23 protein-coding genes and 1 riboswitch are annotated in these 19,026 nt (G+C 41.8%); of the genes, 5 read left to right on the forward strand and 18 right to left on the reverse strand.

Translation table 11 applies throughout. The features are described 5' to 3' along the window. Positions 1–1,051 precede the first annotated feature (1,051 nt). Both N646_RS19000 and N646_RS19005 read left to right on the forward strand, forming a co-directional pair. On the forward strand, positions 1,052–2,221 hold the full coding sequence (locus N646_RS19000; protein ID WP_017819852.1) for a D-alanyl-D-alanine carboxypeptidase family protein: 1,170 nt from the start codon (positions 1,052–1,054) through the stop codon (positions 2,219–2,221). Between the two features lie 212 nt (positions 2,222–2,433). Beyond that, on the forward strand, positions 2,434–2,841 hold the full coding sequence (locus N646_RS19005; RefSeq protein ID WP_005373701.1) for an SPOR domain-containing protein: 408 nt from the start codon (positions 2,434–2,436) through the stop codon (positions 2,839–2,841). Positions 2,842–2,891: 50 nt separating this feature from the next. Here N646_RS19005 and N646_RS19010 read toward each other — a convergent pair whose 3' ends face one another. The 5 genes from N646_RS19010 to cspE all read right to left on the reverse strand — a co-directional run bounded on the left by N646_RS19010 (position 2,892) and on the right by cspE (position 5,785). Beyond that, positions 2,892–3,365: a peroxiredoxin gene (locus N646_RS19010; RefSeq protein WP_005373699.1), complete on the reverse strand. Its 474-nt coding sequence runs from the start codon at positions 3,363–3,365 to the stop codon at positions 2,892–2,894. Between the two features lie 126 nt (positions 3,366–3,491). Beyond that, the gene (locus N646_RS19015) at positions 3,492–4,508 is read right to left on the reverse strand and encodes an adenosine deaminase (protein ID WP_017819853.1); all 1,017 of its coding nucleotides are present in this window, start codon (positions 4,506–4,508) and stop codon (positions 3,492–3,494) included. Positions 4,509–4,597: 89 nt separating this feature from the next. Further along, positions 4,598–4,697, reverse strand: a riboswitch (purine riboswitch). 237 nt (positions 4,698–4,934) lie between these two features. Continuing rightward, on the reverse strand, positions 4,935–5,075 hold the full coding sequence (locus tag N646_RS19020) for a PA3496 family putative envelope integrity protein (RefSeq protein ID WP_017633782.1): 141 nt from the start codon (positions 5,073–5,075) through the stop codon (positions 4,935–4,937). A gap of 50 nt (positions 5,076–5,125) precedes the next feature. Further along, entirely contained in the window at positions 5,126–5,335 is a 210-nt protein-coding gene (locus tag N646_RS19025; RefSeq protein ID WP_005373692.1) for a hypothetical protein, read from the reverse strand. 240 nt (positions 5,336–5,575) lie between these two features. After that, the gene (gene cspE / locus N646_RS19030) at positions 5,576–5,785 is read right to left on the reverse strand and encodes a transcription antiterminator/RNA stability regulator CspE (protein ID WP_005373691.1); all 210 of its coding nucleotides are present in this window, start codon (positions 5,783–5,785) and stop codon (positions 5,576–5,578) included. 401 nt (positions 5,786–6,186) lie between these two features. Here cspE and N646_RS19035 point away from each other — a divergent pair, with 401 nt between their 5' ends. Then, a complete protein-coding gene (locus N646_RS19035) occupies positions 6,187–7,035 on the forward strand; it encodes a pirin family protein (RefSeq protein WP_017635146.1) in 849 nt (282 codons plus the stop codon). Between the two features lie 142 nt (positions 7,036–7,177). Here the strand turns inward: N646_RS19035 and N646_RS19040 are convergent, their stop codons facing one another. From N646_RS19040 to N646_RS19085, 10 genes are all read right to left on the reverse strand, one after another. After that, on the reverse strand, positions 7,178–8,026 hold the full coding sequence (locus tag N646_RS19040) for a patatin-like phospholipase family protein (RefSeq protein WP_017819854.1): 849 nt from the start codon (positions 8,024–8,026) through the stop codon (positions 7,178–7,180). A 257-nt stretch (positions 8,027–8,283) separates the two neighbouring features. Beyond that, the gene (locus N646_RS19045; RefSeq protein ID WP_017819855.1) at positions 8,284–8,622 is read right to left on the reverse strand and encodes a hypothetical protein; all 339 of its coding nucleotides are present in this window, start codon (positions 8,620–8,622) and stop codon (positions 8,284–8,286) included. A gap of 687 nt (positions 8,623–9,309) precedes the next feature. After that, on the reverse strand, positions 9,310–9,741 hold the full coding sequence (locus N646_RS19050; protein WP_005373685.1) for a YccF domain-containing protein: 432 nt from the start codon (positions 9,739–9,741) through the stop codon (positions 9,310–9,312). Between the two features lie 218 nt (positions 9,742–9,959). Beyond that, the gene (locus tag N646_RS19055; protein ID WP_017819856.1) at positions 9,960–10,892 is read right to left on the reverse strand and encodes a Gfo/Idh/MocA family protein; all 933 of its coding nucleotides are present in this window, start codon (positions 10,890–10,892) and stop codon (positions 9,960–9,962) included. A 123-nt stretch (positions 10,893–11,015) separates the two neighbouring features. Then, on the reverse strand, positions 11,016–12,671 hold the full coding sequence (locus tag N646_RS19060) for a phosphoethanolamine transferase (protein ID WP_017819857.1): 1,656 nt from the start codon (positions 12,669–12,671) through the stop codon (positions 11,016–11,018). Positions 12,672–12,692: 21 nt separating this feature from the next. Then, on the reverse strand, positions 12,693–13,049 hold the full coding sequence (locus tag N646_RS19065; protein WP_017635149.1) for a diacylglycerol kinase: 357 nt from the start codon (positions 13,047–13,049) through the stop codon (positions 12,693–12,695). Positions 13,050–13,176: 127 nt separating this feature from the next. Beyond that, positions 13,177–13,569, reverse strand: coding sequence for a hypothetical protein (locus N646_RS19070; RefSeq protein WP_005385575.1), 393 nt, complete (start codon positions 13,567–13,569; stop codon positions 13,177–13,179). 119 nt (positions 13,570–13,688) lie between these two features. Then, positions 13,689–14,987, reverse strand: coding sequence for an ATP-binding protein (locus N646_RS19075; protein ID WP_017819858.1), 1,299 nt, complete (start codon positions 14,985–14,987; stop codon positions 13,689–13,691). Further along, on the reverse strand, positions 14,987–15,700 hold the full coding sequence (locus N646_RS19080; RefSeq protein ID WP_005373673.1) for a response regulator: 714 nt from the start codon (positions 15,698–15,700) through the stop codon (positions 14,987–14,989). The genes N646_RS19075 and N646_RS19080 overlap by 1 nt, the downstream gene beginning before the upstream one ends. A 213-nt stretch (positions 15,701–15,913) precedes the next feature. After that, positions 15,914–16,210: an isoamylase early set domain-containing protein gene (locus N646_RS19085; protein WP_017819859.1), complete on the reverse strand. Its 297-nt coding sequence runs from the start codon at positions 16,208–16,210 to the stop codon at positions 15,914–15,916. Between the two features lie 278 nt (positions 16,211–16,488). Between N646_RS19085 and N646_RS19090 the strand changes: the two genes are divergently transcribed. Together N646_RS19090 and N646_RS19095 are read left to right on the forward strand one after the other, a co-directional pair. Further along, the gene (locus N646_RS19090) at positions 16,489–16,869 is read left to right on the forward strand and encodes a hypothetical protein (protein WP_005373669.1); all 381 of its coding nucleotides are present in this window, start codon (positions 16,489–16,491) and stop codon (positions 16,867–16,869) included. An 83-nt stretch (positions 16,870–16,952) separates the two neighbouring features. Beyond that, positions 16,953–17,552 carry a thiol:disulfide interchange protein DsbA/DsbL gene (locus N646_RS19095; RefSeq protein WP_005373667.1) on the forward strand — a complete coding sequence of 200 codons (600 nt, stop codon included), beginning with the start codon at positions 16,953–16,955 and terminating at the stop codon, positions 17,550–17,552. 70 nt (positions 17,553–17,622) lie between these two features. Here the strand turns inward: N646_RS19095 and N646_RS19100 are convergent, their stop codons facing one another. The 3 genes from N646_RS19100 to N646_RS19110 all read right to left on the reverse strand — a co-directional run bounded on the left by N646_RS19100 (position 17,623) and on the right by N646_RS19110 (position 19,020). Beyond that, positions 17,623–17,868 (reverse strand): hypothetical protein, encoded by a 246-nt coding sequence (locus N646_RS19100; RefSeq protein WP_017819860.1) that lies wholly within the window; start codon positions 17,866–17,868, stop codon positions 17,623–17,625. A gap of 152 nt (positions 17,869–18,020) precedes the next feature. Beyond that, complete coding sequence (locus N646_RS19105) at positions 18,021–18,464, reverse strand: DUF3429 domain-containing protein (RefSeq protein ID WP_017819861.1); 444 nt, start codon at positions 18,462–18,464, stop codon at positions 18,021–18,023. A 10-nt stretch (positions 18,465–18,474) separates the two neighbouring features. Beyond that, positions 18,475–19,020 carry a glutathione peroxidase gene (locus tag N646_RS19110; protein WP_005373657.1) on the reverse strand — a complete coding sequence of 182 codons (546 nt, stop codon included), beginning with the start codon at positions 19,018–19,020 and terminating at the stop codon, positions 18,475–18,477. Positions 19,021–19,026 lie beyond the last annotated feature (6 nt).

Raw genomic sequence — 19,026 nt, forward strand, 5'->3', positions numbered from 1 at the left:
ATCACCTCTTGAAGAGCATTTAGTTCGTAGATGAATCTTTAATGTATTTATATATTATGATGCAAAACAAAGCTCATATTTCCATGTTAAATATGGACTGGTCATACTGCTTTGTAATAATTAAATTATTTAAAAATTATAAACTGATTTTATATCCATTATAAATAAAATTAATGATAATTAATATTTGACATAACCACTAAATTTATGTGGAATATGCGGGTTGATTTGTTTTGAAGAAATAAAATTAATTTCTAGTACTTTTATTTAAGACAAGCTTAGCTTTTAGCGATGTTTAATTATTAATGCTTATATCATGAAAGAGGATATGTATGATGTCGTCGTTTGAGTCGTACTGGGCTGGGATACGTCAAAGAATAGCCGCACAAACCGAAGGTAACCGCAGTTTAAAGTCTCTAGTCATTAAAAAGCAGCGTGTGAACTTAAATAACAGTGGGTTATCCTTTCGCGCTAAGTCCGGATGCCTTATCCCTCACTGTTATACCAAGTTCTCTGATGAGATAAACCTAAAAACATCGAAAAAATCGTCTCTTAGTTTTAAAAAAGGAAAGCTGTATTTTTCTCCAGTTTAATAATAAATGAAATTTGCATAAATTATAATATTAGGTTTTTAAATTTATCGATAATTAATTACGATTTTATGATGCGTTTTCAATATGTTTTCTTGGTAAATAATTAGCTGGGCTTATTGTTGCTTGTTTTTGTTGTTTCCTATTTAGATATGGATAAAAGCTCAACTACTTTTCCTATACCAACTTACTCCCTGAATTGGCTTGCGCGCTTTTTCTCCCCTCTAAAAAAACATAGCGTTACGGAATTATTTTTGCTCCTGTTTCATTCTTCAAGACGAAAGCTCTACCTACCTCTCATTATTTTCGACAAACATTGAGTAAAAGTAACCAATCGTAACAAGGTGGCTGTAACTGAGCGCCGTTTCAATATACTCGTTTTTTAACTAGGTAATCCCGCGCTTTGAATTCATTCGGGTACCGTTTGTAAGCCTTAAATGCTACTAAGATAAGATGTCATGATGAGAAAAAGTACTATATTACACACAGTGTTAATTACAGGGTTCGCTGCTGTATCCTCGTTGGCTTATGCTGCGCCTTCAGTTGTGCCAAATGCGCCGGAACTCAGTTCTCGTGGTTATGTTTTGATGGACTTCCATACGGGGAAAGTACTGGTTGAACGTGATGCCCACAAACGTTTAAACCCCGCGAGTTTAACGAAGTTGATGACTGCTTATGTAGCTGGTCAAGAAATTAATACAGGCAATATTACGTTGAATGATGAGGTTGTCATCAGCCGAAATGCTTGGGCAAAAAATTTCCCAGATTCTTCAAAAATGTTTATTGAAGTCAATACTTCCGTTTCTTTGTCTGACTTATACCGTGGTCTGATTGTTCAATCTGGTAACGATGCCAGTGTCGCTATTGCTGAGCATGTTGCGGGAAGTGAATCAGGGTTTGTGAGTTTGATGAATAGTTGGGCCGCCAAGCTTGAATTGTCTAACACGGCATTCACCAACCCTCACGGCCTAGACAGTGACGGTTTATATTCGACACCTTATGATATTGCCAAGTTGGGCCAAGCGATTATTCGTGACTTACCTGATATCTATCCGCTGTATAGCGAAACCTCGTTTACTTACAATGGCATCACTCAATACAACCGTAATGGCTTGCTTCGTGATCGTAGTATGAATGTCGATGGCATGAAAACTGGTTATACAAGCGGCGCGGGTTATAGTCTAGCGACTTCTGCAACACAAGGTGATATGCGTTTGATTGCCGTAGTGATGGGAGCGAAGAGTGAGAATGTTCGTGAATCAGAAAGCAAGCAGCTGTTGAGTTATGGCTTCCGCTTTTACGATACGGTAATGCCGACTGAGGCGGGTGCGGAACTTGCGAAAGCTCGAGTTTGGATGGGCGAAAAAGACGAGCTTACTGTCGGCGTAGCTAACGATGTTTATCTCACTTTGCCAAAAGGAGATGTAAAAAATCTGCAAGCGGAAGTTGAATACAACGGTGATTTAGTTGCGCCAATTTCTGAGCAACAAGTGGTTGGTAAAGTGCTTTACAAAGTCGACGGTAAGGTCGTAAATGAAGCCGAGCTCGTTGCATTGGAGTCCGTGGAGGAAGGCAGTTTATTCAAGCGAATTTTAGACTGGTTTAAGCAATTGGTCGCTAGCTGGTTTTAAACAGTAGCGAACTTCTGTCTATATCACTCTATCTTGTTAATGTTCTATTAAATCAATTTACTAAGACGACCAACGTGGTCGCCTTACGTTTTTGGAATACTCGTTGCGTTAAAACACAGGCCCTCTTGTAAGGGTGTGTTTTTACCTGACCAAGAGCGTTTTGTGTTTTTGGGTGCGAGAGAAAAGAAACTAGAACAAGAATGGAGTGACACGTGCACAAGATTTTATCTTTGACATTGATTTTATCGCTCATGGGCTGCGCTATGCCTTACCAGCAGGAGGTCGATAGCGGCCAATGTGTTGGAGTCATGACCTCTCAGGATGCATATGGTTATTTAAACCCAAACCATTACACGATGCAGGTACTCGCGCTAAAGCAAGAAAAAGATGTGAAAGATTATATTCGCTATATCGATCCCAAGCATCCGGTTTGGGTTAACTGGAAAAACAGCCGAGGCACGCGTTGGTATACGGTAACTGTTGGTGATTTTAAAACGAAGCAGGATGCCTACAATGCGCTTTCTTCATTACCAAGCCGTGTAAAGCAGTCATCCCCGTTTGTGCTGACTTTTGCGGAAATGCAGCGTAAGCAACAAACGAGTGTTGTGAGAATGCGTTAGCCAACAAAAAACGGAAGCGATGGCTTCCGTTTTTGTATTTAGGAGTAAGCTTAAAGCGCCGCTAAAATCGTTTCTGCTTTGCTTGCTTCAAACTCTTTTGGCTCTTCAACGTTAAGCTTAGTCACTGTGCCGTTTTCAATGATCATCGCGTAACGTTGTGAGCGAATACCACCAAAGCCGCCTGTATCCATTTCAAGACCTAATGCTTTAGTAAAGCTAGCGTCGCCATCACCCAACATCAGAATCTCAGAAGCGTTTTGAGCTTCGCCCCACGCTTGCATCACAAATGCATCGTTTACAGAAACGCACGCAATTAAATCAACACCTTTTGCCTTTAGCTCATCAGCTAATACCACATAGCCTGGTAGATGAGCTTCTGAACAGGTAGGGGTGAATGCGCCAGGTACAGCAAAGAGTACGACTTTCTTGTTCGCAAACAGTTCTGTAACGTCGTGGTTAACCATACCATCGGCAGTCAACTCACTTAGAGTTGCAACTGGTAGAGCTTGGCCTTGTTGAATCATGATTATATTCCTTTTTGTGTGCTAGTTTAGCTTTCTCAGTCTAGCGTTTATAAATGCGGTTAACCACAGAGTTTTTGTAGGGTTTTAATACCTACGCGTTTGACCTAAGGCGTGGCACTGATGCCTTTATTGCAACGCTTCGTGCTGGTTTACGTATTGGCTAACAAGGTGACGATATTTCGCCTTTAACTCGTTATCGATAAAGCTGGCATCAATCGCGTTCATTGTAAATTGGGCAAGTTCACTCTTACTCATTGGATGTGCGTTGTTGACGGCCAGAAAGTTATCCGTCATGTAGCCACCAAAGTACACAGGATCGTCTGAGTTAATCGTTACAGCGACACCTTTTCGTAGCAAATCCACAATATTGTGATCTTTCATATCGTCGAATACACATAGCTTAAGATTCGATAACGGACACACTGTCAGTGGCATTTGGCTTTCGATTAAGGATTCAACTAATGCTTCATCATCAACACAGCGAACACCGTGATCCACGCGGCTCACGTAAAGCATTTCAATTGCATCGCTAATATTTTGTGCGGGGCCTTCTTCACCTGCGTGAGCAACGGTAAGTAAGCCTTCTTCTACTGCTTGTTTAAATACGCGCTTGAATTTAGCTGGCGGATGACCTTGTTCTGAAGAATCTAGTCCAACACCAATGATCTTATCACGGTGTTTCAGAATAGCCTGTAGGGTCTCTATGGCGCTCTCTTCTGAAAGGTGACGGAGAAAACACGCAATAATTTGCGAGGTAATGCCAAGTTTTTCGTGACCATCTTTTAGCGCACGAGCGATTCCATTGATAACAGTGTCAAAGTCTATGCCGCGTTCTGTGTGTGTTTGAGGGTCAAAAAAGATTTCGGTATGAATAACGTTGTCTTCTTTACAGTGCAGTAAGTATTCCCAAGTGAGATCGTAAAAATCTTGCTCCGTACGCAGAACTCCCGCTCCTTGGTAATAGAGGTCGAGAAATGATTGTAAGTCTGTAAACTGATATGCGCTGCGTAGTTCACTCGGAGAAGAGTAAGGGATCTCGATGCCGTTTCGTTTTGCTAATTTGAATAAGAGTTCCGGCTCAAGTGAACCTTCGATATGTAAGTGCAGCTCTACTTTTGGAAGACCTTGAATAAATGCGTTCATATTCCACCTTATGTGTATTGTGGATGCAGTTACTCTAAGAATAGGTATAGATAGAAATAAATCGAACGCTATCACAAAGAGTAAGACCCACGATGATCTCAACTCTTCGTAATCAGCACTTTGCGGGAACTGGTAGAGACCCCCAAACCATATCATTGGGGTTATACGAAGCAAACGAGAGGGATTATACGCAAAAATATCGCTTTGGCTATACGCAAATAACCTAACTGTCATTAGTCACGGGTTTTCCTGTGAGCGAAACGACTATTTGCAAGTCACTTGAGTATAGAGGAGCCAGTTGTTTTTGCGCGTGTGAGAGGCACGTGTAATTAGAAGAGTAGTCTAAAAGAGTGGAGATTCGTTTGAGCAAAGGTAGGTGGCGGTACCTTGCACAACGATAAAGGCAGAGAAAGCACTAGAGAGCATTTATAGATCGAATAACTTATCAAATTCTCTTTGTTCCATAATGTCTTCTATGCGGCGTCGAGTTTTCTGCTTTACCGCCGCCGCGTTTTGTTCAGACTCTTTTTTGTCTTTTTCTGACTGCTTCTTACTTTTTCTAGCCATTGGATACCTTCCAAATTAGTTGCATTATCCATTAATGCATGAAAACTGAATCAGTTAACAGTAAAACTTCCTAACTTTGAACCTGAATCACAGAGAATAGTTCCAGATTGCGTTTTCTCACAATATTCAAAATCGATCATGAAGCTATGAGAAAGAAGTTTCGGTAATACGTGCCTTCGTAAAATATCACCATTTAATTGATGTATTTTAGCGTTCCAAGAGGTTTGAGGTTGTTCTAAATTAAATTCAATTTCTAACATTTATTCTCCTGTTTTTTAGTGATTTTCTCTTTGTTAAGTAATTGATACCAATGCCTTTGACGGCCAGTTCTTTTTGAGGACATGATTTTTCCTATAAATAATAAATTAAGCAGTACTATTCAGTTTATTTTAGATAGCACAAAGCAATGCCTAAAATTAGGCTGAGTGATTGATGAAAGAATATTTTTGAAGGAGAGAGGTTTGGTGCAGCATGGGCATGCTACACCAAGAAAAGCAGTCTTATAGAGGAGTTACTTCAGTCGCTTGAGGACCTTTTTTACCTTGCTCTACATTGAAGCTTACTTTCTGACCTTCAGTCAGTGTTTTGAAACCGTCAGAAACGATAGCGTTAAAGTGTACGAATACATCTTGGCCGCCGTTGTCTTGAGATAGAAAACCGAAGCCTTTAGTTTCGTTAAACCATTTTACTGAACCAGTTACTTTAGACATAAAAATACCTTTGAATTAAACATTAAAATTATGATTTGTTTTGTGGATCTTTTCTAAGCTATTGAATGTTCAATCAAGAGGAAGTTGTACGCAGGTGTCTGAATTGGGGATTCAAGATTTTACTGAGAGGAAACTTAAACTAAATGTTGCATTAACAGCTCTCTTCTAAGAGCCAAGGCACACTATACACCTTGTTTAGAAAATAGCTACATTTATTTTAGATAAATTAAATGTGCTCATTATTAACTCGATAAATTGTATTGTTCGAAAAAGTTGAATAAGTAGAACGAATAGTATGGCTCATAATTTTAGCTCATCAACCTAAAATAGAACCTTATCGATAGCCATAGATTGAACATGCGACTTGCAAGCGGTCACAAAGATAAACTAGGAGAACTAGTATGAGTACATTCAGAGAAATTCGTCAGCTTATTCCTGCGCAACCTACTGCTGATGGTGATGGAGTGAAAATTCGCCGTGTAGCGGGTTTCAATCATGCTAGCTTTTCTCCATTTTTGATGATGGATGAACTCAAATCAGAAGACCGCGCTGACTATATCGGCGGTTTCCCTCCGCATCCGCACCGCGGTATTGAGACGCTTACTTATATGTTGAAAGGTCATTTCCAGCATCGTGATCATATGGATAATGTTGGTGAGCTTCGTTCCGGTGGTGCACAGTGGATGGCGGCAGGAAGAGGCGTCATCCATAGCGAAATGCCTATTATGAAGGAAGGCGAATTGCATGGTTTCCAAATTTGGATTAACCAGCCTGCGAAAAATAAGATGCAGCCAGCTCAATATCATGACTTTCAACCTGAAACGATCACTGAGTTTGATACTCCGAATACGGGGGTTGTACGTTTGATTGCGGGTCATATGACTATAAACAACGAACGAATTCAGGGGCCGCTAACAGAGACAGGTGTTGCTGCCACGGTAGCCGATTGGAGAGCGATGGGGGGGCAAGCTTTGAATTTGAACACGGATCAAGACAACAACATGATGCTCTATGTCTATAAAGGTCGTATTCAATTAAAAGGTCGTGAGATCAATCAAGGCGAAATGGCCATTTTATCGAAAGGTGAATGGGTTGAATTGCAGGCCGAAAAAGAGAGTGGTGCACTGATCTTTATTGGTGAGCCAATTAATGAACCCGTGGTGCATTATGGCCCTTTTGTCATGAATAGCATGGAAGAGATAGAACAAGCCATCCAAGATTACAACTCTGGGTTGTTTGAAACTTACTAGTTTGGACTGCCTACTCGCTTTTTCAGTTAGCGAGCAAATTAAAACAGTTTTGAGCCTGAATATTGGGCTCGACCAGAAGCAAATACGATAATCCACTGCCATCGAATTTGCGTTAGCCACGTTTAATCCACGTGGCTTTTTTCTACTTCTGACTCCATCGTATGATGGCTTCCTTTCCTGCTTCAATTCCTAACTCATAAGCATGACGCAGTGGTGCTGGCGATCGACTCAGCCGTTTCAACTTGAATGTTTCAGGAGGACACACTTGAATGATTTCGATACCAGGTGGTGGGTTGTTGATCAGCGCTAAGGTCTGATTGTAGCGAACTTCACGTGTCAACATCGGTTCAATTAATCCGGGCGTTTCTTTCAACATCCTCCTAGTTAGGGCGCTGAATCTTCCTCTTGGCTTTTGATAGCTTGCGGGCTGGCTGCGTAAAACCATAATCTTTTTGGCTCCTCGCTTTATTGCTTCTGCAACAGGAAGTGCGTCTGAGACGCCACCATCAACGTATCTAATTCCGTTCAGTGATACGCCATTTCGGTAAAGTACAGGCAGTGCGCTGCTGGCTTTCATTGTTTCTGCCAAGTCGTCGACATCAGGAAGGTGGTACTCCGCTTGCCCATTGTCTTGACGCGTCACGCCTAAAAAGAAAGCTCGTGAATCGGCTTTGAGCGCAGATTTATCGATGCCAAGTTCTTCGAGGGTGACATTCCACATCCAGTCTAAGTTCATCATATCACCACCACGTAGAAGTTGAGATGGAGAGATAAATTCTTTTCTTAAGCTGTAATCGAGGTAGATTTTTAAGTTACGTCCGGGCATTTTAGCTAAGTAGGCAGCCAAGTTGCTAGCACCCGCAGACACTCCCCAAAAGCTATCAAATGGAGAAAACTCGCTAGCAAGAAAATGATCGAGTATGCCGCATGAAAATATGCCTCGCATGGCTCCACCTTCGACAATCAATGCTCGAGAGCCTACTTTTTCCATCACTTCGCTCCACTCTTTATCAATCGGATAATAGCGTGCAGCTTAACGCATAATGGTTTTATACCCAAGTGGGCCAAAGGTCTAGGTTGCGTTCCTTTGAATAAAAAGGGCATCAATGGATGCCCTTGTCACTTTTAGCCTATGGAATTGCGGGTAATTGAGTCGCTAATTTAGTGAAGGAGACCGAGCCAATTAGCCCCCTTACATAGAGCCATACCTGTAGTCCCATACTGATCGTTGTTGGAATAGTTTGATGATCACTTGTTAAATAGGCATACAAACACTATCCAGAGCGTTGTAAGCAAAAGTAATGGGGTGAATACTTTCTGGATAGAGGCGCCATCAGTTAAATTGTAAATTTTGATGGATTCATTATAAAACACTCGTTTGAATTCTTTGAAGCTAATGTCGCTCTTCGCATGCGACTGTTCATAGTGCTGGTGCGCTGCGTCCGATAGTTGGTATTCCAAGTCTTGGAGCTCGTACTCCTTGTTAAAAAACGCATCCCAAGCCGAGAGGCGGGCTATTGTTTTAGGAGATGGATCCCCATTTAATTTCTCTAGACGTTTAGCATAAGCTGTTTGATATTTATCCACGGTATATTCCTGTCTGAACAGACGTTGAGTTAGAACATATGTAAAAAAGAAAAATAAGTAATAAAAGGTTTTTTACGTTCTATTCCTGTGATAAATGCTAAAAAGTTCAATGCTCTAGTGCTCCGATGTCGCAAATAATATTGATGGAATTGCTCTGCGACAAATAAAATAATTACTCTAGATAACAACGAATTTTTGTTGTTTTTTAAAAAAACTGATCATGAGATTGAGTGGGGAGTTTTACCGAGAAGAATCTCGCTACTGTAACTCTCTATATTTACTCAAAAAGAGAAAATCTTAGAAGCTTTCTTTGATTGATGTGAGATATTTTAGGTCGAAAAGTATTAATCTTGGCTATGATTATAGTTCGTCTTTTTGTTGTTGAACTCTACTTCGAGGGGGAAAGAACCCATATTTCGAGCATAGGATAGCTCGCTTTTTCGTTACGTCGTTCTTGGAGTTTGAGTCAGTGACGACGCTATGAGTCTAGCATCTTGAACTCACTTGGGTGTATTAATTATAAAAGTAAAGCAGTGCTGAGCTAGGATAAACTTCAACGTAAAGGTGACGGTATGAATATACAATCAGCCATTATTGAATATGCGATAGCGATTATAGGCTTACTTTTGACGGGCGTTACCCTCTGAGCATGACTGCCCAGAGGATAGAAAGTGCATTAGCCGATCGCTAACGATTGATGTTATATCGAGCCATTGCAGCTTCTTCAGACGATACAACCGTTTTACCAATTGGTGCGAGTGAAATAACCGCTAGTTTGAGGTGTTGGAGCGCAAACGGAATGCCGATTATGGTGACAAAGCATGCTGCTGCAGAAAGTACGTGACCGATAGCTAACCAAAGGCCTGCAAATACAAACCAAAGGACGTTACCAATAACGCCGAGCGGACTCGTGCCAATGTCCATTTCATTGGTCAATTCATCGCGTGAGATGGCCTCTTTACCGAATGGGAAAAAGGAAAAATTACCCATAACGATACACGCACGCCCCCAAGGTATTCCGATGATGCTAATAAAGGCCAAAATACCAAAAAACCACCATAGCAACCCCATAAATACGCCACCAAATACAAACCAAATGATGTTACCAAGTGTTCTCATTCTATTTCCTTTATTCTTGAATGTGATGATTCAGATACCTGAGAGCACCGTAAAACAAATCTAAACCGTCTGTTTTGTCAATGTGTGCTTTTGTGCCCTCATTCACCTGATTGATAGAATAATCGCCGTAGTCTTAACAGAGAATGAATGCCTTCCTTAATGCAAGTCTTTTTAGTATAAAGCGTAATACTCAATCAAGCATATAGCCAAGAATCGCATTATCTAGAGACAACTTTCTCGAGATATTGACAAATTTGCTCTGCCAATCGATGGCTGGCAATGTTGCGTGTTACTACTTCATCAGCAATATTTCCAGACTCAACGACGCCAAACCAATCGAGCAACATCGAATGGAAACCTTTACTCGTCAGCATTGGCGTCCAGTCTTTCAAATTGATTTTTTGCTCTTGGTTAGCTTGCCATAGTTTGCCTTCAACGAAGGAGTCGAACTCAACTGCCTTGTTTGCATAACAAGCTTGAACGCGCTCTGTAGTGATACCGAAGTGGCGATTCATCGAGGCGTGGAGCAAAGTATTTCCATGTTGCCACTGAATATCTAAACGCGCCAACTGACCACCTTCAAGTTGATGAGTTACATAAGCATCTTTTAGATCGGCTTTGGCTGTGACGTTAACGCTGTCTAATGGGTGAATAAAATCATCAAATATAAAGGTACGAACATCCCCCGGTAGTTGGTGACGGTTCTTTTCCCAGCGTAGCGACTTTAAGTCAGATATGTTGCCTTGCTGCACTTGTGGCATATGTTGGTTGTAAAGTGGAATGTGACGACGGTTAAAGCCCACATAGAGTGGCTGTCTCTCTTTTTCGGCAATGTCGTACAGCTTTTCCACGTCATCAGCACTATTCGCTAATGGTTTGTCGACAAAGGTTGGAATTCCATGCTGCAGAAAAAATGCCGCTATTTGAGGGTGTACGCTTGTTGCCGCATGAATCATGACGGCATCGACGCCAAAGTGCAGAAGTTGCTGGTAGTCTTGGCAGATCTCTGAGATTCGATACTGCCTAGCTAGGCTCTCAAGTGTGTTTGGGTTGCGGGTACAAAATACAAGTTCGATATTTGGAAGCTGAGTGATAACAGGAAGATATGCTTTCTGAGCGATATCCCCTAGACCAATAATACCAATTTTCATCCTAGTCCTTATCTCGATGTATGGATCGCGGACTGTCAGTATAACGCTTGGCTCGGCGATGAGTTTAAATACCTTGTTAGAAAAAGCCTGATTCACACTTTGAGCCAGGCTTTATTGAATGATTTAGGAAACGGCTCGGCAGGCTTTGAATATATCTAACTTGCTATCGTAGGCTTGAGTTTGTACATCCATAATGCCTAATAAAGAGTGGAACACGTTATCATGTGAGTATTGGCCTGCATTCTGTGCTTGTATATACAAACAGTCGGTATTGATCTGCTTCGCTTGTTTAAAGCCCGAAGACAGCCACATAATCAAAGGAACGCGTTTTTGGAAATCTGGTGCAAGGCCATAAGGCATACCATGTAAGAACAATCCGTTTTCGCCTAGTGACTCACCGTGATCCGATATGTAAATTAGCGCGGTATTATACTCAGACTCTAACGCTTTAAGTTTTTTGATGGTTTCTGCCAATACAAGATCGGTGTAGCGTATTGTATTGTCATATGTGTTCACTATTTGTTCGATGCTACAGTTTTCGATATCTGCACGTGGACAGTCTGGTTTAAAGAAGGCGTTGTCTCTTGGGTAACGCTGAAAGTAGGTCGGACCGTGGCTTCCTATAAGGTGCATGGCGACCACTCGGTTACCGTGCATATCCGCGACTTCCTGATCAAAATGATCTAATAGCGCCATGTCGTAACAAGTTTGGCCATTACACATAGGGCTTACTTGCTTTCGATCCACTTCGATTTTCTTGATCTTGTGGGCTACTTCTTTATCCCCACCGTCATTTTCTTTCCAAATGAGGTCAACCCCGGCGCGCTGCATTATATCGAGAGCATTGTCCTGGTTATCCGCTCTGGCGCGTTCAAACTCGTTTCGCGTGAGCTGTGAAAACATACAAGGCACAGATACAGCAGTCGCGGTGCCACAAGACGCGACGTCTTGAAATGAGATAACATCCAGTTTACTAGTATAAGGGTTTGTCTCTCGTGTATAGCCATTGAGTTGGTAGTTCTGAGTTCGAGCGGTTTCTCCTACGACAAAAACCAGTAGTGTTGGTTTGCTCTGTGCTTGCTGTACGGCGCTATTTGACTGCTTTGCATCTGTGCCGATTTCTCGATATGGCTCTGGCGTGGTGAAATATTTTTCCTTCACATACCCGGTCGCGCTGTAAACGAACTGGGTGGGTATGATGATTTTTTTTAGGTGGCTATTGTTGCGCCCTACAGATGCGTAGTCTTGATAGTACACGCTGGCAATGACGGCGATGACAGCTAGCGACGACAGCATCGATACTAATTTGGTAACAGAGAAGTACAGTAATTGGTGACGTTGAGATTGCAGCTTGACCTTAAAGACAATTATCGCTGGGATAACTCCCATAATCAGCGTCCAAATTACAGAGTGAGCACTCAGGTAAGAACTCGCCTCGCTCGAATCGGTTTCAACAATATTGGCAATCATTCCAGAATCGAAAAGTGTGCCATAGTTATAGCTTGCGTAGCTCACCATACTTGAAACAATGATTAAAATTATAAAGAACGGCTTGCCGATCCAAGGCCAACTAAATAAATTAAAAAGGAAATTGAGCGCGGCAAGAAAGAAAATTGGTATTGTGATAATAAATCCAATCTTGACATTATCTAAGTGTGTAAAGATGCCGATCAGTTCTTTATAAATAGGGATATTTACGACGAGAGCGAAATACAGCGCCAACAGGAAAGTAAAGGTAACGTAAGAGATACCTCTCTGTTGTAAATCATGTGTCTTCATAATGAGTGTCTTGAATAAAAATTAGAGCAAGAACGAAGCCCAAATAAAAAGGGCAAGAGTTAACGCAACAAATACTGCTGCTGAGCCAATATCTTTGGCTCTACCACTGAGCTCGTGCCAGTCATCGCTAACACGGTCGACAACCGCTTCTACGGCGGAATTAATGAGTTCGACGATCAATACCAAGAACAGGCTACTGATCATCAGCACTCTTTCGTATGTGGTGACAGGAAGGAAAAAAGCACAGACGGAAAGCACCAAGGCGAGAATCAATTCTTGTCTAAAAGCGGCTTCGTGTGTCCATGCGGCTTTCAATCCTTGAAATGAATAGCCGGTCGCATCCATGACACGGCGTATACCTGTTTTACCTGGCTTCAAAATATGACCTTACTATTTAAGCATTGGGATGGAACACATATCCCAGAGAGGTAACGAGATTAATCGTTACAGCGTGAAACATTTGTGAATAGAATCCATCGCGCGATAATTTAAGAAAAGTGCTTATTTAATCAAGATCGTAGACGGTATAGCCTTTGTGCTGGAGGCATTTACGCAATACGAGAGATTGAGTTTTGGTTGAATCATTTGTTCCACTCAAAGCACCAGCTCCAGCTCCTACAGCACCGCCGGCAGCAGCACCGACAGCCGCTCCACCTAATCCGTCTTCTAGCGCACCAGCAGCTGCGCCGATCAATGCGCCTGTAACTGCCCCATTAGTGGCTTCAGATTTCGCTGCCTCTGATTTGTCGACATTTTCTGCATAGCCTTGGCAGTAAAGAAAGTCTTGTTCATATGTACTAGGGTCAACATTGGTCATGTCGACGACAGGTTTTTGGTTGTAGGCGCAAGCTGTAAGCGTAGAAGTAAGCGCCATAATCAGGATAAAAGATTTATACATGAGTACTATCCATTTAGTGTGTGAATCTTATGGATTAAATGTACACTGTTTTATTGTTGGGCTCTGTCGCTTGAGTGTATTGAAGTGTCGTCTTCTGTAAATGGGGTAGGAAGGATAAGTTAACTGTCTGATTTTTTGAGGCTAAGTGTGAAGCAAGCTCCTCCAAGAGGGCTATGGCAAATCGAAACTTCTCCACGTTGAAGCTCCATTATCTGTCTGACAATCGCCAAACCGAGCCCAAACCCGCTCGTCTTTTTGTTGCGAGATTCATCCGCGCTGTAAAATGGTTCGAATAGATGAGGCCAATGCTTTTCTTCAATACCTATGCCATCATCATGAACATTGATGAAGCAGCGGTGCTGATCGTGTTTTATCTCTACTAAAATCTGCTTATCCGCGTACCGCATTGCATTGCGCAGCAAGTTATCTAAGGCTCGCTTTAACAATTTTGGGTCAGCAAACGCGAGAACGTTTTCTGAGTTTACTTCTTGAAGCGAAATACCGAGCGTAGTCTCTTTTTGCCATCTCTGTCGTAATTCTTTGACTAAGTTGAATAGGACGACTTCTTCTTGAGTTTGTAATGCTGTGTCAGGACGCTCCATCTTTGCGTAGTAAAGCAATTCTTCAACCATTTCTTCCATCTCGTCAATGTCTTCGACGATACTGTAAACATACTTTTTCTGTTGTTCAGTTAAGGTTGAATCCGATAACAAATCTGCTTGCCATTGTAAGCGGAAGATTGGGGTACGCAATTCATGTGCAACGGCGTTAGTTAGCATTTTATTGCTAGTGATCAAGCGAGATACTTTATCGGCCATCGTGTTAAAGCTTTTGTTTAACGTCCCAACAGACTTAGCGCTTGAGGTACTAGCTCGAGCCTTGAAGTTACCTGAGGCAAACTCAACGGTCACTCTCTCTAGCTCTCGAATCCGACGGCTTAAGAACCAGATCAACAATATGCAATACAGAGCAAATCCAGCTAAAAAGAACAACCAAACGATATTGTCATCAAAGTTGGCTGCTTTAACCACAGGACTATTCGGATTATCGCTCATTTTAAAGATAGGCGTGCTCGCATCTAGGCGGAACCAGATATCCCTTTCTTCATCGTAAGCGACGTTAACGGAGGTATCACTTTCAAACGCCTTTTTGATGTCTGTTGGAAGCTCTTCAAGCGTATGAGGCACCAACAAACGATGGCTTGATGTGGCAAATTGTTCCAACTGTTGTTGAGTATATTCTAATCCGTGTTCTTTATAGATAGGGTAGATCAGATCGTGAAAAGCTTGACCCTCATGCTCTTGTAATAGGTAGTCATAATCTGTGTTGATCTCATAAACTAAGAATTCGTATCCCCACAAGCTAGCCATAAACAGAATGATAAGGCCAACAAAGCTTTCCAGATAAATCCGTCTCATTATTCATTCCATGCATCAGGCATAAATAGGTAGCCTTTGCCGCGAACGGTAATGATTTTTTGTGGTGAGCAAGAAGCATCGCCTAGCTTCTTTCTCAGTGTCACTATGCGATTATCAATGGTGCGGTCTGTTCCATCGTATTCAATACCACGCAGTGTTTTGGTCAGCCACTCGCGTGATAGTGTTTTTTCAGCATGCGTTGCAAGAACCCACAACAAATCGAACTCGCCGTCTGTCAGCGCAATTTCTTCTTGATTCATTACGCACGATTTACGCAATCGGTTTAAACACAGAACACCAATTTGTAGGCCGTTTTCGGACTCGGTAGGCGCCGCCTCTTTTCTTCTTAATAGCATGCGAATACGAGCCAGCAATACGCGAGGTTTGATGGGTTTAGTAACAAAGTCATCTGCGCCTATTTCTAATGCGGCGACATGATCGAAGTCATCATCACTTGCTGTTAGCATCAACACTTTGCCTTTGTAGCATTCTCGGATTTGACGACATACACTCAGACCATCTTGCCCGGGTAGCATCAAATCTAACAGCACCACGTCTGGTTGTGTGTCAATAATCGCATTGGGTGCGTCCGTCCCATTGTCGATACATTTGACCTGAAAACCTTGTTCAACAAAATACTCACCCAACATAGTTTGTAATTTGGGATCGTCTTCCACAATGATTAGAGATGGTTTGATTTGTTGTGCGTTCATTTAAGTGATGTATACAATATTTAATATCAATGGAACTTAAACAAATTTACGAATTATTTCAAATAAAGCTTTCTCAGAATAAGGTTATCGGATGAGTTAATTGGATAAAATTGCCAATTAATGATTTAAATCTAATCACCAATCACATTTCGAGAGATGCAAAAAGGCGCAACGTTTGCGCCTAGGTATGGAATCTTAAAGCGAAATTACCGCTTATTCGGTGGTACATACGACGCTGTTGTCGCTGCCAAATGCATTTGGAACGTAAGCATCAGCTTGTGGGTCATTTTCCCACTTCGAGTCATCGAGCAAGTAACGGAACTGAACATTCCGCGCTTTAGGTAAGCGGGTTTTAAATTTAAACTGACGACTTTTCTTCACTAATTTCATCGGCTCTGGCTGCCAGTTGTTGAAGTCTCCAGCAATTTGGACAGAGTCCCACTGATCTTTATCTAGCTCGAACGTGACTTCGACTTCATCTTTTGTCTTAAAGAATCTTTTTTTAAGCATTGATCTTTCCTTGTTCGTACAAAAACCGTTCTAACTATTACTCGTGTTTCATAATGATTTCAAGTTTTATCGAATTGTTGCTGGTATCTGATGAGGGGAGTATCCGAACGGTGAATAGCTCGTTGTGCTGGTTTCGTGTACTGAGGGAGCGTTAGAGAGAAAATTCACTAGCCTAAAATAGTCAAAGAACAGAGTTTGTTAGCGAGCCGAGAGTCCGTATCTTGAAGTCAAACCGTTATCATGTATTATCTTAAATCACCATTTTCCTTGATGTAGCTATGTTGAAGTTTAACCGTACATTGTTGACTGCGATAGTTTGCTTAGTTGCTATGCTTTTGAGTAGTGTCGCTCCTGTGGCGCAGGCTTCCGCTCCGATGAAAACAATTGAAGTACGCGATCTTATTGTTCAACAGGCTGCTCTGCACAAACAACTTGGCGTCAATGACGACTGCGTAGAATCACATCACGATGAGTCAGCCATCAATAAGGCACAACAATCTCACACGAGTTGTAGCTCTTCCTGCATGGTCAAAATTCCCGCCAACTTATCTCAAAACGACTTACTGCTTCTTCCTTATAGCCTTGCATTGATTGATAGGCCTCTAGTCGAAAAAGTAGTGACTGTGATCACCAAGCTTTATCGTCCTCCGATTGTTTAATTCCTCATCTCAAATTACTTGGGGTTTACCCCTTTTTACCAAATGAAATGATTTGGCATTTGAATGCCACAAGGAAATAAACAATGAAAAAACTACTTGCCTTATGTAGTGCACTTTTACTGACTTTTACCGCTCATGCAGCGCAATTTGAAGAAGGGAAGCACTACAAAGTTCTGGATGTTAAGAAAGCATCGAAACCTGTTGTGACGGAATTCTTTTCTTTTTATTGCCCACATTGCTACAAGTTTGAGTCGCTTATTGAGCGTTTAAAACCTGCTCTGCCAAAAGAGGCAAAGTTTGAAAAGGTGCATGTGGGCTTCATGGGCGGAGATATGGCGATTCCGATGGCCAAGTCCTACGCGACGATGGTGTCGCTAGGAGTTGAAGATACAATGATTCCTGCCATGTTTGCCCAAATTCATCAAAAGCGACAAGCGCCAAAAGACGAAGCTGAGCTGAAACAGCTGTTCGTTGATAATGGCGTCGAAGGTAAGAAGTTTGATGCGGCGTACAATAGTTTCGCCGTAAACTCAATGCAGAAAGGTTTTGATAAGCAATTCTCTGCTAGCACGTTGAGAGGGGTTCCGGGTGTGGTTGTGAACAATAAATACATTGTTTTGGCCAACGAAATTCGTACTTACGACGAGTACAATCAATTAGTTAATTACTTATTGACTCTGTAACTATAAATAGCATTGAAGCTTAAAAATGGCGACGGTAGAGTCGCCATTTTTTATGCTTATCACTTTCGTATTATCTAAGAACGCTTGTACATGCTTGAGTCGGAACACTAGTCATAAATATGGCATGCGGATAAAACAAGCTAGCAGCAGTGATTGCAACATTACATGGCTGAGCAATCGTGGTTTTAATCACATTGGTAAGCACAGTGCCTGTATTATTTACTGTTTGAGCGGCGGCTTGTTGTGCCTGGTAAGACACGCAACCTGTCGTTGCGTTGATCATCGCAGTGCTAAACAAAAGTTTGCGAAAAAACATATTCATATCCTTTGTGAATGCTTTGAATTACTTATATGTGGATTGATTCATAAATGAAACAAAACAGTGTTCAAAATATGTGTGCATTCACGAAATGAACATTGTTTTATAAAAAGACGTTTTTTTGTGATCTTAGTACTGGACAGACCAGGTTATGAAACTAAAGCCAATCCGTGCATTACGATTACGCCGAAGGTCAGTTTGCTCCTCATTCCTTGATATCCCTTGGGCTCGGCGTCTTGTTCGACTTTCCTCACGAGCTTTTCTGCATACCAAACAGCAAGATACCCAATTGCTAAGAGTAGGGTAGCGACCGCGTAATGTTTGTGGCCCTGCAGTAATGCGCCCCAAGCCAGTAAGACAAAAAGGTTGCTGAGAATTAATACATTTCGGCTAAGGCGGTGGTAGTAATGCTCAATGCCATTACCCCAAAGGATGCCAGATAAAAAACTTAATATAACGGCGCTATATGCGATGAAAAATTGCTGACCACTTAAATTGAAGAGTGAGATGTCAGTGAAAATCAGCCCTAAACTAAACACAAATGGAACCAGGCCTAAGTAACCGAGTTGTAGCATGGTTGAGCGTGTTGTCATGGTCGTCACCTTACAATTGTTGCTCTATCATATTGGTAAGCGTAGTACTTGTCGGTGATGTGGAGCTTGGAAAAGTAGCAATAACTTTACCTTCAGAGCTAATCAGAAACTTGTAGAAGTTCCATTTTGGTTTTATGCCTGCTTGGTTGGTAATTTGGTTGAAGACTGGGTTCGCATCTACACCTAATACTGAAGAGCGAGCCATCATTGGAAAGGTTACCCCGTAATCGAGATAACAGACTTTCGCAGTGTTCGTTTCGCTTCCTCTATCTTGTCGAAAGTCATTGCTCGGGAAACCGATAACGGTGAAGTTTTGGTCTTTGTAAGTTTGATAGAGGGTTTCTAACTGTTCGAACTGAGGAGTGAAGCCGCACTGGCTTGCTGTATTGACGATTAGTAGTGTCTTTCCCTTAAAGCTTTCGCATAGATCGACTTCTTCCGTTGAGTTTAACAACCTTTGCTTACCTTGAAGAATATCAGGGCACTCAGATGCAAGAGCAAGCGAATTCATGGAGAGAAAGCTAACGAGAGCGGCGAAGTTCAGTAATCCTTTCATGGTGTT

Source organism: Vibrio alginolyticus NBRC 15630 = ATCC 17749, from assembly GCF_000354175.2.
Lineage (GTDB): Bacteria > Pseudomonadota > Gammaproteobacteria > Enterobacterales > Vibrionaceae > Vibrio > Vibrio alginolyticus.